11 protein-coding genes are annotated in these 16772 nt (G+C 63.9%); all 11 read right to left on the bottom strand.

The window, feature by feature from the left end; all coding sequences use genetic code 11:
- Window positions 1-13: 13 nt before the first annotated feature.
- The 11 genes from D886_RS0105015 to D886_RS0104965 all read right to left on the bottom strand — a co-directional run bounded on the left by D886_RS0105015 (window position 14) and on the right by D886_RS0104965 (window position 16771).
- Window positions 14-490 (bottom strand): ester cyclase, encoded by a 477-nt coding sequence (locus D886_RS0105015; protein WP_027592844.1) that lies wholly within the window; start codon window positions 488-490, stop codon window positions 14-16.
- Window positions 491-548: 58 nt separating this feature from the next.
- Window positions 549-1454: a LysR family transcriptional regulator gene (locus tag D886_RS0105010; protein WP_027592843.1), complete on the bottom strand. Its 906-nt coding sequence runs from the start codon at window positions 1452-1454 to the stop codon at window positions 549-551.
- Between the two features lie 195 nt (window positions 1455-1649).
- Window positions 1650-4580: an aminotransferase gene (locus D886_RS0105005; RefSeq protein WP_027592842.1), complete on the bottom strand. Its 2931-nt coding sequence runs from the start codon at window positions 4578-4580 to the stop codon at window positions 1650-1652.
- A 371-nt stretch (window positions 4581-4951) separates the two neighbouring features.
- Window positions 4952-7432 carry a TonB-dependent siderophore receptor gene (locus tag D886_RS0105000; RefSeq protein WP_027592841.1) on the bottom strand — a complete coding sequence of 827 codons (2481 nt, stop codon included), beginning with the start codon at window positions 7430-7432 and terminating at the stop codon, window positions 4952-4954.
- Between the two features lie 91 nt (window positions 7433-7523).
- Entirely contained in the window at window positions 7524-8486 is a 963-nt protein-coding gene (locus tag D886_RS0104995) for a FecR domain-containing protein (RefSeq protein ID WP_027592840.1), read from the bottom strand.
- The gene (locus tag D886_RS0104990) at window positions 8483-8998 is read right to left on the bottom strand and encodes a sigma-70 family RNA polymerase sigma factor (RefSeq protein WP_027592839.1); all 516 of its coding nucleotides are present in this window, start codon (window positions 8996-8998) and stop codon (window positions 8483-8485) included. Before D886_RS0104990 ends, D886_RS0104995 begins: the two co-directional genes overlap by 4 nt.
- Window positions 8999-9066: 68 nt before the next feature.
- Window positions 9067-10401 (bottom strand): di-heme oxidoredictase family protein, encoded by a 1335-nt coding sequence (locus tag D886_RS0104985; RefSeq protein ID WP_027592838.1) that lies wholly within the window; start codon window positions 10399-10401, stop codon window positions 9067-9069.
- Window positions 10398-11699 carry an ABC transporter substrate-binding protein gene (locus D886_RS0104980; RefSeq protein WP_081717455.1) on the bottom strand — a complete coding sequence of 434 codons (1302 nt, stop codon included), beginning with the start codon at window positions 11697-11699 and terminating at the stop codon, window positions 10398-10400. The genes D886_RS0104985 and D886_RS0104980 overlap by 4 nt, the downstream gene beginning before the upstream one ends.
- Window positions 11686-13728, bottom strand: coding sequence for a TonB-dependent siderophore receptor (locus D886_RS0104975; RefSeq protein ID WP_027592836.1), 2043 nt, complete (start codon window positions 13726-13728; stop codon window positions 11686-11688). The genes D886_RS0104980 and D886_RS0104975 overlap by 14 nt, the downstream gene beginning before the upstream one ends.
- Before the next feature lie 411 nt (window positions 13729-14139).
- Entirely contained in the window at window positions 14140-15750 is a 1611-nt protein-coding gene (locus D886_RS0104970; protein WP_027592835.1) for an ABC transporter ATP-binding protein, read from the bottom strand.
- Window position 15751: 1 nt separating this feature from the next.
- Window positions 15752-16771, bottom strand: coding sequence for an ABC transporter permease (locus tag D886_RS0104965; RefSeq protein ID WP_027592834.1), 1020 nt, complete (start codon window positions 16769-16771; stop codon window positions 15752-15754).
- Between the last annotated feature and the right edge of the window lies 1 nt (window position 16772).

Genomic DNA, 16772 nt, shown 5'->3' with positions numbered 1-16772 from the left:
ATGCCGGCCGCTGTTACCACCCTAACTGCTTGTGCAAGCCCAGGGCGTCGTAGTAGTCCCCTTGGTAGATGATCTTGCCGTCTTTGACCTTCACATAGCTCACCCCATCGAACGACAGCGCTTTGTGGGTGGCGGGCGTTTGCGCGTCCCAGGCGCCAGTGTTGGTGCCGCTGAAGGTCCACTGGAAGGCGATGCCGTCCTTGTCGACGATCGGCGTGCCGTTGATCTTCCATTTGAGGTCTGGCACGGCGCCCACGAACACCTTGATCACGTTGTCGCGTGCGGCTTCGCGGCCCTTTTGCGGGGTGCCGACGGTGACGTCGAAGTATTCGGCGTCCTTGGCCAGGTAGCTGGCGGCCTTTTCGGCGTCATGGGCGTTCCAGGCTGCCATGTAGGCGTCGACGATCTGCCTGGGGGTTTCGGCCGCCTGGGCGAGGCTGGCGAAGGTGAACAGCGACAGCAGGTAGAACGCTCTAATCAAAGGACGCATGTTTGCCTCGCTTGCGGGCGTGCCCGCGGGTTGTCGGCCGGACGGCCATTGCGCGTGGTCAGGCCCTTGGCGGCTCCTTTTCGAACAGTTGCCGTACAACTTCCAGGTAGCGCCGCGCGCCCAGGCCCAGGGGCCGCGGTTTGACCCAGATGATGTCGACCCACAGCCGTAAGCGGCTGGCCATGTTGTCGAAGCGCACCTCGGCCAAGGCGCCCGAGGCAATCAACGGTTCGACCAGCGGCTGCGGCAGGTAGGCCCACCCCAGGCCGGATTGCACCAGATCCAGCGTAGCCAGATAACTGTCGGTCAGCCAGATGCGCCGCGACAACACCATGCGCGGGTCGGAGCCGGTGGCTTTGCCGGAGGCCACGATGATTTGCCGTTGCTCGGCGAAGGCTTCTTCGGGCAGTGGCGTGCCGCTGTTGCGCCCGGCGGGGTGGCGGGGGGACGCGACGGCGACCAGCAACTGGCTGCCGGCTTCAAGAAACGACTCACGTTCATCGATGCCGGGCCGTTCGAAAACCAGCGCCAGCTGCACGCTGCCGTCATGCAGCAAACGAATCGCTTCGGCTTGCGTGGCCGAACGCACTTCGATCTCAAGGCTTGGGAATTCTTGCGCGAGGGTTTCCAGCGGCTGGCTCCAGCGGCCGGTTTGCAGCTCGGGGGCCATGGCGATGGTCAAGCGCTTTTCCAGCCCCTTGTGCAGCTGCAGGGCCTGGGCGTCGAGCAGGTTGAGCTGGCAGATCACCTGCCGTGCCTGAGGTTCGAGGGCCAAGGCGGCGCTGGTTGGCAAGGCTTTGCGCGTGGCCCGGTCGAACAGGGCCAGGTCCAGCTCGGCTTCCAGTTGGGCGATGGCCATGCTCACGGCCGAAGGCACGCGGCCCAGCTTGCGCGCTGCTGCGGAAAATGACCCTGCCTCCAGTACGGCCAGAAAAACGGCAAGTGAGTCGCTGGTGAAGGCCATTGTCAGAAAACCTGATTGATCGGTTGAGCCGCGTAGCGTGTAGGAGCAGCCTTGTGCTGCGAAGAGGCCGGTGACAGCAGCAAGATTCACTGTGCGGTCCTATGGCCTCTTCGCAGCACAAGGCTGCTCCTACAGGGGATCGGGATAGTGCGAAGGCACTAGTCTCACAGCCTATAACAATCCCTCTCGGGCAGGTTACAGATCTTCCGACAGGATACGGTCCACGCTGTCGACAAAGTGGTCCACGCTCGCCCGGGTGGTGCACATCGGGGGCTTGATCTTGAGGATGTTCAAGTAGTCGCCGGTCGGCTGCATGAAGATGCCCAGGTCACGCAAGCGGTCGCACAGCAGCAAGGTCTCCTCGGTCGCCGGCTCCAGCGTCTGCCGGTCGCGTACCAACTCAAGCCCCAGGTAGAAGCCCGAGCCATGCGCCGCACCTGCGAGCGGGTGCTTGTCGACCAGCGCCTGCAAGCGCGCCTTGAAGTAGCGGCCGGTGTCGCGGGCGTTGTCCCACAGCCCTTCCTCTTGCATCACGTCCAGCACCGCCATGCCGATGCGGCAACTGACCGGGCTGCCCCCCGCCGATGAGAAGAAGTAACCCTGCGCCTCCAGCGCCTCGGCGATTTCGCGCCGGGTGATCACTACCCCCAGCGGCTGGCCGTTGCCCATGCCCTTGGCCATGGTGATGATGTCGGGCACCACCCCTTGCTCCTCGAAGCCCCAGAAGTACTCGCCCAGTCGGCCATAACCCACCTGCACCTCGTCGGCGATGCACACGCCACCGCGGGCGCGCACCTTGGCGTAGGCGTCCTGCAGGTAGCCCGCTGGCAGCGAGATGCCCCCGGCGTTGCCGTACACCGGCTCGCAGATGAAGCCGGCCAGTTGGCGGCCACGGGCATCGAGGTCGGCCAGCTTGGCGTCGACGTCGCGCAGGTAGTCGGCGGCACTGTCGGCACCACGGAAGCGCCCACGGAACGTGTTCGGTGCCTCGACCGGGTGCACCCAGTCTGGCCGGGTTTCCAGGGCTTGCGGGTTGTCGGCGATAGAGGTGGAAATGGCGTCTGTAGCCACCGACCAGCCGTGGTAGGCCTCCAGCACGCTGAGCAGGTCGCGCCCGCCGCTGTAGGCCCAGGCCAGGCGGATGGCCAAGTCGTTGGCCTCGGTGCCGCTGTTGACCAGGAACACCCGGTCGAAGCCTGCTGGCGCCAGCTTCAGCAGGCGTTCGGAGAACTCGGCGATGGCCGCGTAGTGGAAGCGCGAGTTGGTGTTCAGCAGCGACCATTGCCGCGCCGATTCCGCCACCATGCGTGGGTGCCCATGGCCAAGCACGGCCACGTTGTTGAGCATGTCCAGGTAAGACCGGCCCTGCATGTCGATCAGGTAATTGCGCCAGCCGCGTTCGATATGGGGCGGTTGCGCGTAGTAGTGCTTTTGCGAACGGGCGAAGCTGGCATCACGACGTGCCAGCAGCGCCTGTGCATCGGGCAGCGGTTCGGCGTCGCAATCAAAGCCCAGCAGCGCGGCAGGCGACGGGCACAGCGCTAGCCAGGCAGCGGCCTGGGAGGGGGTGGCGAAAAACGGCGGGCGGGCGCCGTTATCCAGGCACAGCTGAATGCTGAGCAAGCCACCGCTGCTGCCCAATTTTTGACCTTTTGCCAGGGCCTGCCCATCTGCCGGAGCATCCTCCAGGCCACCTAGCCACAAGCTCCAGTGGGGTGTGCGCAGGCAACCGCGGCCATCGCCATGGCGCTGCCAGGTACCGGCCTGCGGCGCCTGCACGGTGCTGGCGTTGGGCACATGCAATTCGACACCCAGCGCGCAGGTGGCAGGTTCTTCAGCGCGGTCGATATGGGTTTGTGACAGGCGATATTGGCCATGCAGCGTGCACGCCGGGGCCGGTTGTGCAGCCAGCAGGCGTTGGTCGAAGCCTGGTTGTTCCCAGTTGCCCGCTTCGCAGTGCGGGCTGAGCACGCCCAGGTCGAGGCGAGCCACCGGCTGGCCGACCCGTTCAGGCAGCAGGGGCGCGCAACTGGCCAGGTCGGGCCGGCTGGGTTGAACACCGGCCGCCAGCAGAATAGCCGCCTCCATCAGTGCGAATGGCACGGCAGCCGCGGTGTCGAAAATCTCCCATTCGTGCGCGATGTTGTTGCGGATGTACTGATTGCCCGGGTCTACAGCCAGCTGTTGCTCGCTGCTCAGCACCAATACCGCGGCGCGGTTGAGCACCAGCGGCCACAGGGCACGCAGTTCGGCTTCGCTCAGCGGGTTGAGGGCCTGGTAGGCCCGCACCGCCGGCAGAATGCGCAGTGGGTCGCCTTCGGCATGGTGCAGCAGTGCCGCGCAGGTCACCGAGAGGTCGGCAATGCGCCAGGTGCGCAGCAGGTCGCCAAAATCGATGACACCCTGCACCTGCCACTGGCGCTCGTCATCGCGGGCCCACACGGCGTTGTCATCGGTGATGTCCAGGTGCACGGCTTGGCTTGGCAGCTGCTCCACCAGCGGCGCCAGGCGCTCGGCAGCCAGTTGAGTGGTTTGCTCGACACGGGCGCGTTGCCCGGCGTCTTGCAACACCGGCAGCAGGTGCTGGATCAACGCCTGCGCGTGCTGCGGGTCCCATTGCAGGGTGCGGTTCAAGCCGGGGTGATCAAACTCGGCCAAGGCTTGGTCCACTTTCGCGCAAAGCCCGCCCAGCTCGGCTATCAGGCGCGGTGCCATGTGTTTGAGGCGGGTCAGCGGTTGGCCGTCGATGTAGTCGAGCAGGCGCACCCGCAGCGGTTGCCCATCGATGTCCAGGGCCAGCAATGCCTGCCCGTTTTGCGCCGGGCGCACTGCGGGTACCGGCAAGCCCTGTTCGCGCAGGTACCCCAGCGCGGCATGCTGCGCCTCCAGTTCGACCTGGGCATAGCTGCCGTGGCAGGCCTTGAGCACAAAACGGCCCTGGGCGGCATCCACGCGGAAGTTCAAGTCTTGCTGGCTGCCCAGCGATGACAGGTTGCCCGCCAGGCCGTAGTGTGCCTTCAGCAAGGCGTGTGCCTGGGCCTCGCTGAGCGCAGGGCTGGGCAGAGCGGAGCGCTGGATCAGGATGTCCAGGGCAGGGGAGGCGGGCGTTTGGTGGTGGCTGGGCATTGGGCTCTACCGTTGGTGCTGGGGTTGACGGTAGGGAATTTATGCCCGTTTTGGCTGATGATGGAAGACGATTGTTGTCAGAATTTTTGATGATTGGGTGTGGGTGCATGTCTTGAGTTTTGCGGCGCCTATGAGATCGAGCGCCGCCCGCGCGGCGCTTCGCAGCACAAGGCTGCTCCTACATCTGTTTCAGGCCAGTGAGGCCTGTGATATCTGCGCGCGACCGCCTCAGGAATAATTGGCCCCAAAAATGTAGGAGCAGCCTTGTGCTGCGAAGCGCCGCGCGGGCGGCGCTCGATCTGATAGGCGCTGCAAATCCATCGCCATGCACCAGGCGGCCCTATCTCAATCTACCGCCACCCACCCTCACATCAAAAACTGGCCTTGACCGACACCATGAAATTACGCGGCTCCCCAAAATAATTACCAAACGTCTCTGTCCCGATACTGGCGTAATAACGCTTGTCGAACAGGTTGTTGCCGTTAACCGCCACCGACCAGGTATCGTCGATCCGGTAACCGATCCGGCCATTCCACACCGCATACCCCGCCTGGCTGATCTTCTCGCCACTGGCAGGCGAAACCCGGAAGTTATCGCTCTGCGCATTCACCCCGGCACCCAGGCTGAACCGCTCAAAAGCGCCACCGAGTGCGTACTCGCCCCACAGGCGCAGCACGTGCCGAGGCACATAGCTGTTGAACGCCGCGCCGTTCAGGCTGGTGTCGATATCGTCGAGGGTCTTGGTCTGGGTGTAGGTGTAGCCCGCCAGCAATTGCAGGCGCTCGATGACTTCGCCGCTGATCTCGGCCTCGAAACCCTGGGCGCGGACCTTGCCAGCGTTGACATAGCAGTAGCCATCCGAGGAGGGGCACGACGAGTTGTAGTCGGTCTGCGCCTGGTCCTTCTGAACGGTGCGGAACAGGTTGAAGGCGCCGTTCAAACGCCCGTCGAACCAGGCCCCCTTGATCCCCAGTTCATAGCTCTGGCCCACCAGCGGTTTGAGCGCCGAACCTTGTTCGTCCCGGTAGCTGCCTTGCGGGGTGAAGATGTCCGAGTAGCTGGCGTAGGCCGTCAGGTTTTCGTTCAGGTCCAGCAGCACGCCGGCAAAGGGCGTGACCTGCCCGGTCTCGCGGGCGTTGGAGTGCTGCGGCGGCGTGGCGGTGTCGATGAAGACGGTATCGGTCTCGGCGTTATACCAACTCACCCGGCCCCCCATCACCAGGGTCAACGGGTCGGCCAGTTTCAGGCGCAGGGTCGAGTAGAGGCCTTTTTGTGTGGTCACGGACTTGACCGGGCCACCGCGCGACGAGTGCTCGATGAAGTAGCTGTCATCTGGCTCAGGGATGAACTTGTCGGGGTTGAACACGTTCTGCCGTTGCGCAAGGAACGCCACCGAGTAGAAGTCATCTTTCTTCGAGCGGCTGGCGTTCATGCCCAGCACCAGTTCATGTTGCTGGCCGAAGGCAGCGAACTTGCCATCCACATAGGCATCCAGGCCGTAATCGACCTGGTCATAGTCATACATACTGCCCAGCATGCCAGTGGTATCAATGCCAGGCGTCACCGCACCGGACGCGAAGGCGTACTTGATGTCCTGGGTGTTCTTTGTATAAACGCTCGCCACCTTGAGCTTCCAGTCTTCGTCGAGCTGGTGGGTGAGGTCGGTGAACACCGTGGTGCGCTGGCTGCGCCAGGTATTCCACGAAGGGTCGAGGCAGGTCGAGCGGCTGAGGTTCAGGTCGCTGCGGTCCCGGTAGCGTGGCAGGCCGCCCCAGCAGGGGTTGGCATCCACGTCCTCGTAGGCAACGCCTAGGCCCAACGTCGTGTCGGGGCTGACATCGACGTCGAGGGCGCCGTAGTACACCTGGTCCTTGCGGTTGGCGTCGTCGACCGAGTAATGCCGGCTCTGCTCCGCCACGACCGCCCGGCCACGCAAGGTGCCGGCTGCGTTCAGCGGCCCACCGGTGTCGAGCTGCCCGCGATAGTTGTCCCAACTGCCTCCGGACAGGGTGATGTCGGTATGCGCCGCCGCCAGGCCACGCTTGCGCACGAAGTTCACCCCGCCAGCGGTCCCGCCCGACCCTTTCATCATGCCGGCTGCGCCGCGCAGCACCTCGACCCGGTCGTAGTAGGCCATGTCACTGCTGAAGCTGTCGGCTTGAACATAGAGGTTGCCCATGTCCAGCGGCACGCCGTCGTACTGGTACTGGCCCGACATGCGGAACCCGCGCGAATAGAAGTATTTGCCGCCCATGGTCGAGTCGTACACGGTGATGCCGGGCGTCTTTTCCATGACCTGATCGATGGTGTACAGGTTCTGGTCGTCCATCATTTTGCGCGTCATCACCGTGACCGACTGCGGCGTCTCCTTGAGCGAGTGCTCGCCCTTGCCGATGGTCACCGCGCCCGTGGTGTACGAGCCGCTGTTCTCAGTGGTTGCGCCCAGCACCTGGCTGGTGATGTTGGTGGCCCCCAGCTCCAGTGCCGAGCCCGACGACGGCACCGCCTGCAGCACATAAGTGCCGTTTGACCGCGGCTCGGCCTGCAGGCCGCTGCCTGCCAGAATCTGGGTAAAGCCCTCGCTGACACCGAACGCACCTTTGAGGCCGGGGCTCTGCAAACCGTCTGTTTGCCGGGCATCGAACGAAATCGCGGCGCCCGCCGCACTGGCGAAGCGGCTGAGGACTTCAGTCAGGCTGCCCCCCGCAATATTGTACGACCGTACGGCATTTTGCTGCGTCGGCTGCGGCGCTGCATACGTCGTCATGGGCCAGGCGCCGGCGGTGGTTGCCGCCAACAGCCCGACATTTATTGCAGTCGCCAGACGACCACGCTTGAACACAGCAGACATACCAATCCTCCCCCTGAAAACGATCAATAGAACCCTTTGGGGGATGAGCCGAACGTCGTGTAAGAAAAGTGCAAAACCCGCGAAAGTTTTTTCAGCCCGCTGGGGAAGGGGGCGGCGATACGGTGACCCAAAAACGGCTGTAGCGCGTGACGCGCAGCGCAAACCCGGTCTCCAGTGCCGCCAATGCCCGGTCGGTGTCATCGATGGGGAACGCGCCAGAAACCTTCAACTGGGCAATGCGGGGATCACAGCGCAGCACCCCGGTGCGATAGCGCGAGAGGTCCGCCAGCAGTTCGCCCAAGGGACGGTCCAGGGCGATGATGCTGCCTTGTTGCCAGGCCCCTACAGAGGCGTCATTGCGCCGTATTGCCCCCACCGAACGGTCAGAAAACGCAATGGATTGCCCAGCTTCCACACGCACTGCCAACGCACCGCTGGATGCCCTCACTTCCACCGCCTTCTCGAGCACGGCCACGTCACCCTCCAAGGCTTGGGAGCGAACCAGAAAACGCGTGCCCAGCGCCCGTACCTGGCCATGCCGGGTGCGCACACTGAACGGCCGTTGCGCGGGGTCGGCCGCCGTGGTGACCAGAATTTCGCCGCGCAACAGTTCCAGCACTCGTTGCTGGCCGTCGTACTTGAGGTTCACCGACGTGTCGGTGTTCAGCAGCAGCGAGCCGCCATCGGGCAAGCGAATCGCGCGGCGTTCACCCACGGCGGTGCGGTAGTCGGCCAGCAGTTGTTGCGAGGTGTCGCTGCGCCAACCCAGCCAGCCCAGCGAAGTGGCCGGCACCAGTATCACGACACTGCGCAACAGCTGGCGCCGAGAGCGCTCGGCGCCGCGCAAGGCAGGGGCCGCCAGGGCGCTGGGCACGCGGGCCATCTGCTCGCCCACGGCGGCCATGCGTTGCCAGGCCTGACGGTGGGCCGGGTCGGCAACCAGCCAGTCGTTCCAGGCGCTGCGGTCGGCGTCGGTGGCGATGCCGGAGTGCAGCCGCGCGTACCAGCGGGCGGCGACACTGATGGCGTTCAACTCGGCGGGCGACAGGCTCATGCCAGTTGCAACTGCATCAAACAGCAATTCTCCATGGCTTTGGCCATGTAGTTGTTGACGCTGCGCACGCTGATGTTCATGTCCTCGGCAATCTGCGGGTAGGTCAGGCCGTCGAACTGCGACAGCATGAACACCTGCTTCACCTTCGGGCCAAGCCCTTGCAGCAGGCGGTCGATTTCTACCAGTGCCTGCAACAGGATCGCCTGTTCCTCCAGCGAAGGCTGCAACGCCTCCGGCAGGCTAGCCAAGGCCTCCAGGTAGGCCTGCTCCAGTGAGCGCCGTCGGAACAGATCGATCAGCAGGCCGTTGGCGATTCGCGACAGGTAGGGGCGTGGCTCGCGAATGTCCAGCGCACTGCGTGCCTTGATCACCCGCACGAAGGTGTCCTGCGTCAGGTCGGCGGCATCGAACGCATTGCCCAGGCGTTTGCGCAGCCAGCCATTGAGCCAGCCGTGATGTTCGCAGTACAGATCATTGACGGCGCTACGCAGGGATAGATCGTTGGCGGGCATGGTGATGGAATGGTTCGCGAGTGGTAATGAATCTTATTGTCGTGCGGGCTGTGGTTTTTTTGCAAGCGCTACAAGGATTCAAGAAACGCACGTATCGCCTGCCGCTCGCCCTTGCCCAGCGCCGCATAGCGTTGTCGGGCCACTTCTGCTTCACCGCCATGCCAGACAATCGCTTCTTCCAGGGTGCGCGCTCGGCCGTCGTGCAGATAGCCGCTGCCGGGGGTAATTCGTTCGCTCAGGCCAAGCCCCCACAGCGCCGCCGTGCGCCACTGCCGGCCGTTAGCGAGATAGTCTTCACGGCCATCGGCCAGGCCGGGGCCCATGTCGTGCAGTAACAGGTCGGTATACGGCGCGATGCGTTGCTGTGTCAGGGCGGGATAAAGCGGGTGTGTGCCGGTGATCAGCTCGGGGCGGTGACAGGCGGTGCAGCCACTGGCAGCGAACAGTTTTTCGCCCTCAATGACCGCAGGTTCGGCCTGTTGTCCACGGGCCGGTACGGCCAGGTGAGCGAGGTAGAAATGCAGGTCGCCGAGTTGCAGGGCGTCCAGCTCCGGCTCGCCGCCGTGCGCTGCTTGGGCACAGGCCAGTTGAGTGGGCGTGCAGTTCTGCACGGGGGCGAGCGGGGACGTGATGCCAAGATCACCCAGCATGGCGTGGGCGATTTGTTGGCGCAGGTCCGGTTGGTTGGCCTTGAGGCCAAAGCGGCCTGCCTCGGTGCGTTGTCGCTCGACACTCCACACCTGATTGACCTGCCCCGTCACGCCATCTGGTTTGGCTTCGGAGGCCATGGCGTGCAGGGTGCGCTCATCGATAGCCTCCAGCAAACCAAGGCCAATGACCGGCGAACCCACGCGTGCCGACGTTAACACCGCGTCCAATGGCCCATAAGCCAGCTCACGTAGCTCGACACGCGGCTTGCGCAGCATGACGGTTTCGCCATCGCCCAGCGACACCGCCTGCTCCTCCCAGTGCACATGGGCGCGCCCTTCACCCGGCACGCCAGGCACACCCTGGTCGTTCAGCTGATCGCCGTATATGGGGTGCGGCTTTGGCCCGCCATGGCCGTCGTGCCCTGGCAGGGCCAAGCGCAGCAACATGCTGCGCATCGGCTGCCCGTGTTCAGGCGCCTGGCCGCGGCCGTTCTTGGGGTGGCAGGCGATGCACGACACCCGGTTGTACAGCGGCCCAAGGCCATCCACCGCCTCGTCTCGGGACGGTGCAACCACCCAGGCCTGGCGGAACAGGCTGCGCCCGCGGAAGAAACGTTCCAGTTGGCCTTCGTCCAGCCCGGTGAACGGCTGGGAGTAGGCTTCACGGTTGGCCGCGGTGTGCGTGGTCGCGGCGCTGGCGAGCAGGCTCGTCAGCACACCCATCGTTAACCAAGCGGCGCGCACGGCAGTCACTGCCCCAAACCATCGAGCAAACGGGCGGCCTCTGCCCGGTGAAGCGCGGCCTGGAACTGCCAGTTGATTTCCCGGCGGCCGAGTTCGTCCGCGTCGCTGGCCGGCGCTTGCGTCATGCCCTGGTCCTGGCGCGCCGCGAACAGTGCCAGTAAGGGCTTCGCCTCGGCGTGTTCGGCATCCAGGGGCGGTGCGGTCAACTGTTGGCGTATGGCGGTGACGTCCAGCCCAGCGTCTTCGGCCGCGTGCAGCCGAGCCCAGAGCTCGCCCAAGGCTTCATGGGGCATGCCGAGCCAGTGGGTGAACAATGAGCTGATCAAGGCCAGGCGTTCGCGTGAGCTGCCGTTGCCGTAGTCATAGGCACCCAGGCCCGCAGCTACGAACGGGTCATGGTAGTCCGCTGGCAACTGCCGATAAACACTGGGACGAACGGGCAGTTTGCGGATATCGGCATCGGCCAGCAGCCCTTGGCCTGCTTCCGACAGCACGAACTGCGCAAACGCTCGGGCACCCGCCAATGCCTGGCTGTGGGCTGTAATGGCGATGAATGCGGGGTTAAGGCCGCCATGGGCCGGATAGATGAAATCCACCGGCTCGCCATTGGCTTTGGCCGAGGCGACAAAGAAATCGATCGACAACCCGACTGCTGCACGCCCGCTGGTCACTTCATCACTGACCAGGGTGCCACCCCGCGTTACCAGGCGCGCCTGGCCGGCCAGTTCACTCCAGAGGGCCCAGCCACGTTCCCAGCCATAGGCGCGCAAGACGATATCCAGCAGGACCGGTGCAAAGCCGACCCGGCCTGGGTCTGGCAGCGCAATGCGCCCGCGCAGTCGTGGGTCGAGCAAGTCTGGCCAATCCCTTGGTACCGGAACCCCCAGTTCGCCCAGTGACGTGGCGTTGATGGCAAAGCCATAGCCCGCGAGCTCGGTTGCCTGGTACAGCGGGCCTTGGTCACGCAATGACAAACCACCGATCTGTGCCGGCAGGCCCTTCAGGCTGATCCCCAGGGGTTGCCAGCTACCGGCTTTCGCCAGCCGGGCGAAGTTGCCCGGCGACGGTGCCCAATAGACATCGACACCGCCCTGTTGTGCTTGCAGCAGATAGGGCAGGGCATCGAAGCCCTGGCGCCAGAGGATGTGCAGGCGATAGCCCGGGTGGGCTTGAGCAAAGCCATCCTCGATCCGCGTCATCACCTCCTCGGGGTAGCTGGTCATGACCACCACGGTTTGCGGGGCGGCGTTCAGCAGCGTGCTGACCGTCAGCAGCAGGCCCGCCAGCCAGCGGTTACAGCGGCACATTGAATTGCACGAAGTATTGACGGCCCATTTCAGGGTAGCCCTCGCTGTATTCATACAGCCGGTCGAACAGGTTGCGAATGCCGCCCTCGATCAGCACATCGTTGCTGAAGCGGTAGCCGCTCTTGAGGTTGTACACCGCGTAGCCGGGCGCCATCTGGTTGCCGTCCGAGGTGTTGTAGCGACGCGATGCAGCCTCCACGCTGGCAGTGTGTTGCCAGTCACCCAGATGCCACGAGGCCGAGCCGAACGCGCTGTGGCGTGGGGTGTCGGTAGGGTGCAGGTCGTGGTCGCTGAGGTTCTCGCGGTCGAGCCAGGTGTAGTTTGCCGCCAATTCCCAGTTGCCCAGGTCGCCGTTGATGCCAAGCTCCACACCCTGGTTTCGCGCTTTGGCAATGTTCTGGTACTGGCCACAGGGCGCGGCGCAGTTAGGCTGCGCGGGTACCGTGACGTTTTGAATGGAGTCCTCGATGTTGGCCACGAACAGCGCGGCGTCCAGCTTCCATTGCGGGGCGATCTGGCCGCTGTAGCCGAGCTCATAGTGAGTCGCCCGCTCAGACTTCAAGTCGGGGCTGGGGATCACCGTGCCGAAGCGCGTCGAGTAGCGGTCCTTGATGGTCGCGAAGCGGCTTTTGCGTGCCACGGTCAGGCGCAGTTGGCCGTCGTCGTGGGTGCCCAGGAGCGGGTTGGTATTGGCGAACAGGCCCAGTTGCGCGTTGACGGCGTCGTTGCTACCGGTAGGTTCGTCGTAGCGCGTGGCCTGCGATGGCGAGCTGGCGTTGGTGCCGTAGTTCTGTGCGTCCAGGCTCTTGCGGTAGTTGTACGAGACGCCGCCCACCACGCTGAAGATGTCGTTCAGGCGCAGGGTGTCTTCCAGGGCAATCGACTGAGTCTGGTCGCGGAAGTGGGTCTGGGGGTTGGCGCCATCACGCGAGCGATGCACATCGTCTTTGAAGTGATAGGCAATGCCCAGGCGGTTGGCCTCGCTCAAGGCCAAGTCGCCTTCCACCGAAAAGCCGCTGCTCTCGTCATCGTATTTACTGGGGAAGCCCGGCTGCAAAGCGCCGACCACGCCATTGCGATAGGTGAAGCTTTCCAGCGAGTTCTTGAAGGTGTCGTGGTACACGCGCGTTTTCAGGGCGTGCTCGCCAAAACCGGTCTTGGTGGCGATGAACACACTGGTATTGTCCGACCGCGGCCACTCCCACCAGCGCGCACGTTGGCCGGTGGTCGGCAGGTCGCCGGCATACGGCGGTTGGCCCTTGCTGCCTTCCTGCTGAACGTAGCCGAGCACGTATTCATCGGTTTCACTGGGGGTGAAGCCGACTTTGAAGCTGAATTTGCTGTCGCGGTGGTTGCTGTTCTCGCGCCGCCCCGTGCCCTGCTGGTTGTTGGTTGGCTTGAAGTCATCGGGCAGCAGGGTGTAGTCGTAATCGACATAGGACACGCCGCCCTGAACCCACCACAGGCCCTGGTTGGAACCCACGTTGGCGTAACTGCGGTAGGCATTCACGTTACCGTGATCGGTCAGCTCCAGCCCCCCACCCACTTCGCCCTCGAACGCTTGCGTGGGGCGGCGGGTCACCAGGTTGATCGCCCCGCCCAGGGTGTTGGGGCCGTACAGCAGCGAGGCGAAGCCCTTGTCCACCTGGATGCGTGACAGGTCGTAGGTGGTGAACCGGCCCAGGTCGATGTTGCCGTCGTAAGGCACATAGGTGGGAATGCCATCGATGAATACCGGCACCTGCAAGCGATCGAAACCGCGCACGAATACCACCTGCTCGGCGCGACCGCCGATGTAACCGAGGTTGACCCCAGGGGCCAATGTGAGCGCGCTGCCGACGGTCTCGCGGTCGTGCAGCCGAATGTCTTTCAAGTCGATGACGCTACCACCCGTGGACAGCGTTTCGTCCCGTGGTGCGGAAATCTGGATTTCGCCGAGGTTGAAGGTGTTGTTCTGTTCGGCGACAGCGGGTTGAGCACCGAGGGCTGCGACGGCAACCATGACGGTGCGCGGTGTTAGCGGCTTCATTACTGCTCCTGGGTCGGCCATGGCAGTGGCGGGCCTGGCGACGTTATATATTGTTGTATATAGCGATAGGCGAAATTAACCGACCACGACCTCCCCAGGGCGTGATCAGTCAGCGATCGTAATAAGAGATAGCAGGATGGCAGATGGCCAACCGCGGGGAATCCTAGCGCTGTTTACGGGGGGTTACAACGATGTATACAAAAATATATAGCGTATGCCGAGATCGGTAGGGAGGGAGGTCGCAATGGTGCCCCTCCGGTCATGCGCGATCTGTGTAGGAGCAGCCTTGTGCTGCGAAGAGGCCGGTGGCAGCGCTGAAGATTCCCGGTGGGGTCACGGGCCTCTTCGCAGCACAAGGCTGCTCCTACAGTGGAAGGCGTATGCCTTGAGGATCAAACAACGCTCCGAAACCTAGCCCGCCGTCTCAACTTCCAAAAACGCCGCCTCCAACAACTGCCGCGTATACGCATGCTGCGGCGCGTGGAAGATCGCCTGCGCATCCCCTTGCTCCACCACCTGCCCCTGCTTGATCACCATCAACTGATGGCTCAGCGCCTTGACCACTGCCAGGTCATGGCTGATGAACAGGTAGGTCAGGTTGTACTTCTGCTGCAAGCTGCGCAGCAACTCCACCACCTGCCGCTGCACCGTGCGGTCCAGCGCCGAGGTGGGTTCATCCAGCAGGATCAACGCCGGCTTCAACACCAACGCCCGGGCAATCGCAATGCGCTGGCGCTGCCCGCCCGAGAACTCATGCGGGTAGCGGTGCCGTGTCCGCGGGTCGAGCCCCACTTCCTCCAACGCAGCAATGATCGCCGCTTCCTGCTCTTCAGCGGTGCCGATGCGGTGAATCCGCAACCCTTCACCCACGATGTCTGCCACGCACATGCGTGGGCTGAGGCTGCCAAACGGGTCTTGGAACACCACCTGCATTTCTCGCCGCAGCGGGCGTACTGCCTTCTGGTTCAGCCCGGCGAGGTCCTGGCCGTGAAAGCGAATGCCGCCCTGGCTTGAAATCAAGCGCAAGATGGCCAGCCCGAGCGTCGACTTACCCGAGCCACTCTCGCCGACAATCCCCAGCGTCTGCCCTTGGGGCAAGCTGAAGTTGATGCCGTCCACCGCCTTCACATGGTCCACGGTGCGCCGCAAGAAGCCTTTCTTGATGGGGAACCAGACCTTGAGGTCATCCACCTCCAGCAAGGGCGCGCCGACTGGGTTGTGGGCAGGTTGGCCGCTGGGTTCGGCATTGATCAGCATCTGCGTGTAGTGATGCTGCGGTGCACTGAACAGCGTCGCGCAATCCGCCTGCTCGACAATCTGCCCGCGCTGCATCACGCACACGCGGTGGGCAATGCGCCGCACCAGGTTCAGGTCATGGCTGATCAACAGCAGCGCCATGCCCAAGCGTGCCTGCAGCTCCTTGAGCAGGTCGAGAATCTTCAACTGCACGGTCACGTCCAGCGCGGTGGTGGGTTCGTCGGCAATGAGCAGTTCTGGCTCGTTGGCCAGCGCCATGGCGATCATTACCCGCTGCCGCTGCCCACCCGACAGCTCGTGGGGCAGGGCCTTGAGGCGCTTGCGCGGTTCGGGAATCCCAACCAGTTCCAACAGCTCCAGCGTGCGTGCGGTGGCTTCCTTGCCGGTCAGGCCTTTGTGCAGCAGCAGGATTTCGTTGATCTGCTTCTCGATGCAGTGCAGCGGGTTCAGCGAGGTCATCGGCTCCTGGAAGATCATGGCAATGCGGTTGCCCCGGATATGCCGCAAGGCCTTCTCGCTCTGCTGCAGCAGGTCTTTGCCCTCGTAGCGGATGCTGCCGCTGGGGTGGCGGGCGAGGGGGTAGGGCAGCAGGCGCAGGATCGAGTGGGCGGTCACCGATTTGCCCGAGCCGCTCTCGCCGACCAGGGCCAGGGTCTCGCCCTTGCGGATGTCGAAACTGATGCCGTCGACCACCCGGTTGACCTGCTCGCCGGTGACGAACTCCACCGCGAGATCACGCACTTCGATCAGGTTATGTTCGCTCATGTCATTTCCTTGGGTCGAAGGCGTCGCGGGCGGATTCGCCGATGAACACCAGCAAGCTCAGCATCACCGCCAGCACGGCGAATGCGCTGATGCCCAGCCATGGCGCCTGCAGGTTGGATTTGCCTTGGGCGACCAGCTCGCCTAGCGACGGCGAGCCGGCCGGGAGGCCGAAGCCGAGGAAGTCCAGGGCGGTCAGCGTGCCGATGGCGCCGGTGAGGATGAACGGCATGAAGGTCATGGTCGAGATCATCGCGTTGGGCAGAATGTGCCGGTACATGATCGCGCCATTGCGCATGCCCAGGGCGCGGGCGGCGCGCACGTATTCAAGGTTGCGGCCACGCAGGAACTCGGCGCGCACCACGTCCACCAGGCTCATCCACGAGAACAGCAGCATGATCCCCAGCAGCCACCAGAAGTTGGGCTGCACGAAGCTTGCGAGGATGATCAGCAGGTACAGCACCGGCAAGCCCGACCAGATCTCCAGAAAGCGCTGGCCGGCCAGGTCGACCCAGCCGCCATAAAAGCCCTGCAAGGCACCGGCGATGACGCCGACGATGGAACTGAGGATGGTCAGGGTCAGGGCGAACAGCACCGACACGCGGAAGCCGTAGATCACCCGCGCCATCACATCACGGCCCTGGTCATCGGTGCCCAGCCAGTTGTCCGCCGAAGGCGGGGCGGGGGCCGGGACCTTGAGGTCGTAGTTGATGCTTTGGTAACTGAAGGGGATTGGCGCCCACAGCACGAAGCTGTCTTTCTTGGCCAGCAGTTCGCGGATGTACGGGCTCTTGTAGTTGGCCTCCAGCGGGAACTCGCCGCCAAAGGTGGTCTCCGGGTAGCGCTTGAACGCAGGGAAGTACCACTCGCCGTCGTAACGCACGGCAATCGGTTTGTCGTTGGCGATCAGCTCGGCGCCCAGGCTCAGGCCGAACAGGATGAGGAACAGCCACAACGACCACCAGCCGCGGCGGTTGGCCTTGAAGCGCTCGAAGCGCCGGCGGTTGAGAGGGGACAGTGCCATG

Origin of the sequence: Pseudomonas sp. LAIL14HWK12:I7 (assembly GCF_000483465.1) — a bacterium.
Lineage (GTDB): Bacteria > Pseudomonadota > Gammaproteobacteria > Pseudomonadales > Pseudomonadaceae > Aquipseudomonas > Aquipseudomonas kermanshahensis.
This window is presented reverse-complemented; position numbering and strand designations above follow the sequence as displayed.

Bases quoted from the DNA above. Each gene is read 5' to 3' on its own strand.
- D886_RS0105015 (WP_027592844.1), bottom strand. From the start codon at position 490: ATGCGTCCTTTGATTAGAGCGTTCTACCTGCTGTCGCTGTTCACCTTC.
- D886_RS0105010 (WP_027592843.1), bottom strand. From the start codon at position 1,454: ATGGCCTTCACCAGCGACTCACTTGCCGTTTTTCTGGCCGTACTGGAG.
- D886_RS0105005 (WP_027592842.1), bottom strand. From the start codon at position 4,580: ATGCCCAGCCACCACCAAACGCCCGCCTCCCCTGCCCTGGACATCCTG.
- D886_RS0105000 (WP_027592841.1), bottom strand. From the start codon at position 7,432: ATGTCTGCTGTGTTCAAGCGTGGTCGTCTGGCGACTGCAATAAATGTC.
- D886_RS0104995 (WP_027592840.1), bottom strand. From the start codon at position 8,486: ATGAGCCTGTCGCCCGCCGAGTTGAACGCCATCAGTGTCGCCGCCCGC.
- D886_RS0104990 (WP_027592839.1), bottom strand. From the start codon at position 8,998: ATGCCCGCCAACGATCTATCCCTGCGTAGCGCCGTCAATGATCTGTAC.
- D886_RS0104980 (WP_081717455.1), bottom strand. From the start codon at position 11,699: ATGTGCCGCTGTAACCGCTGGCTGGCGGGCCTGCTGCTGACGGTCAGC.
- D886_RS0104975 (WP_027592836.1), bottom strand. From the start codon at position 13,728: ATGAAGCCGCTAACACCGCGCACCGTCATGGTTGCCGTCGCAGCCCTC.
- D886_RS0104970 (WP_027592835.1), bottom strand. From the start codon at position 15,750: ATGAGCGAACATAACCTGATCGAAGTGCGTGATCTCGCGGTGGAGTTC.
- D886_RS0104965 (WP_027592834.1), bottom strand. From the start codon at position 16,771: ATGGCACTGTCCCCTCTCAACCGCCGGCGCTTCGAGCGCTTCAAGGCC.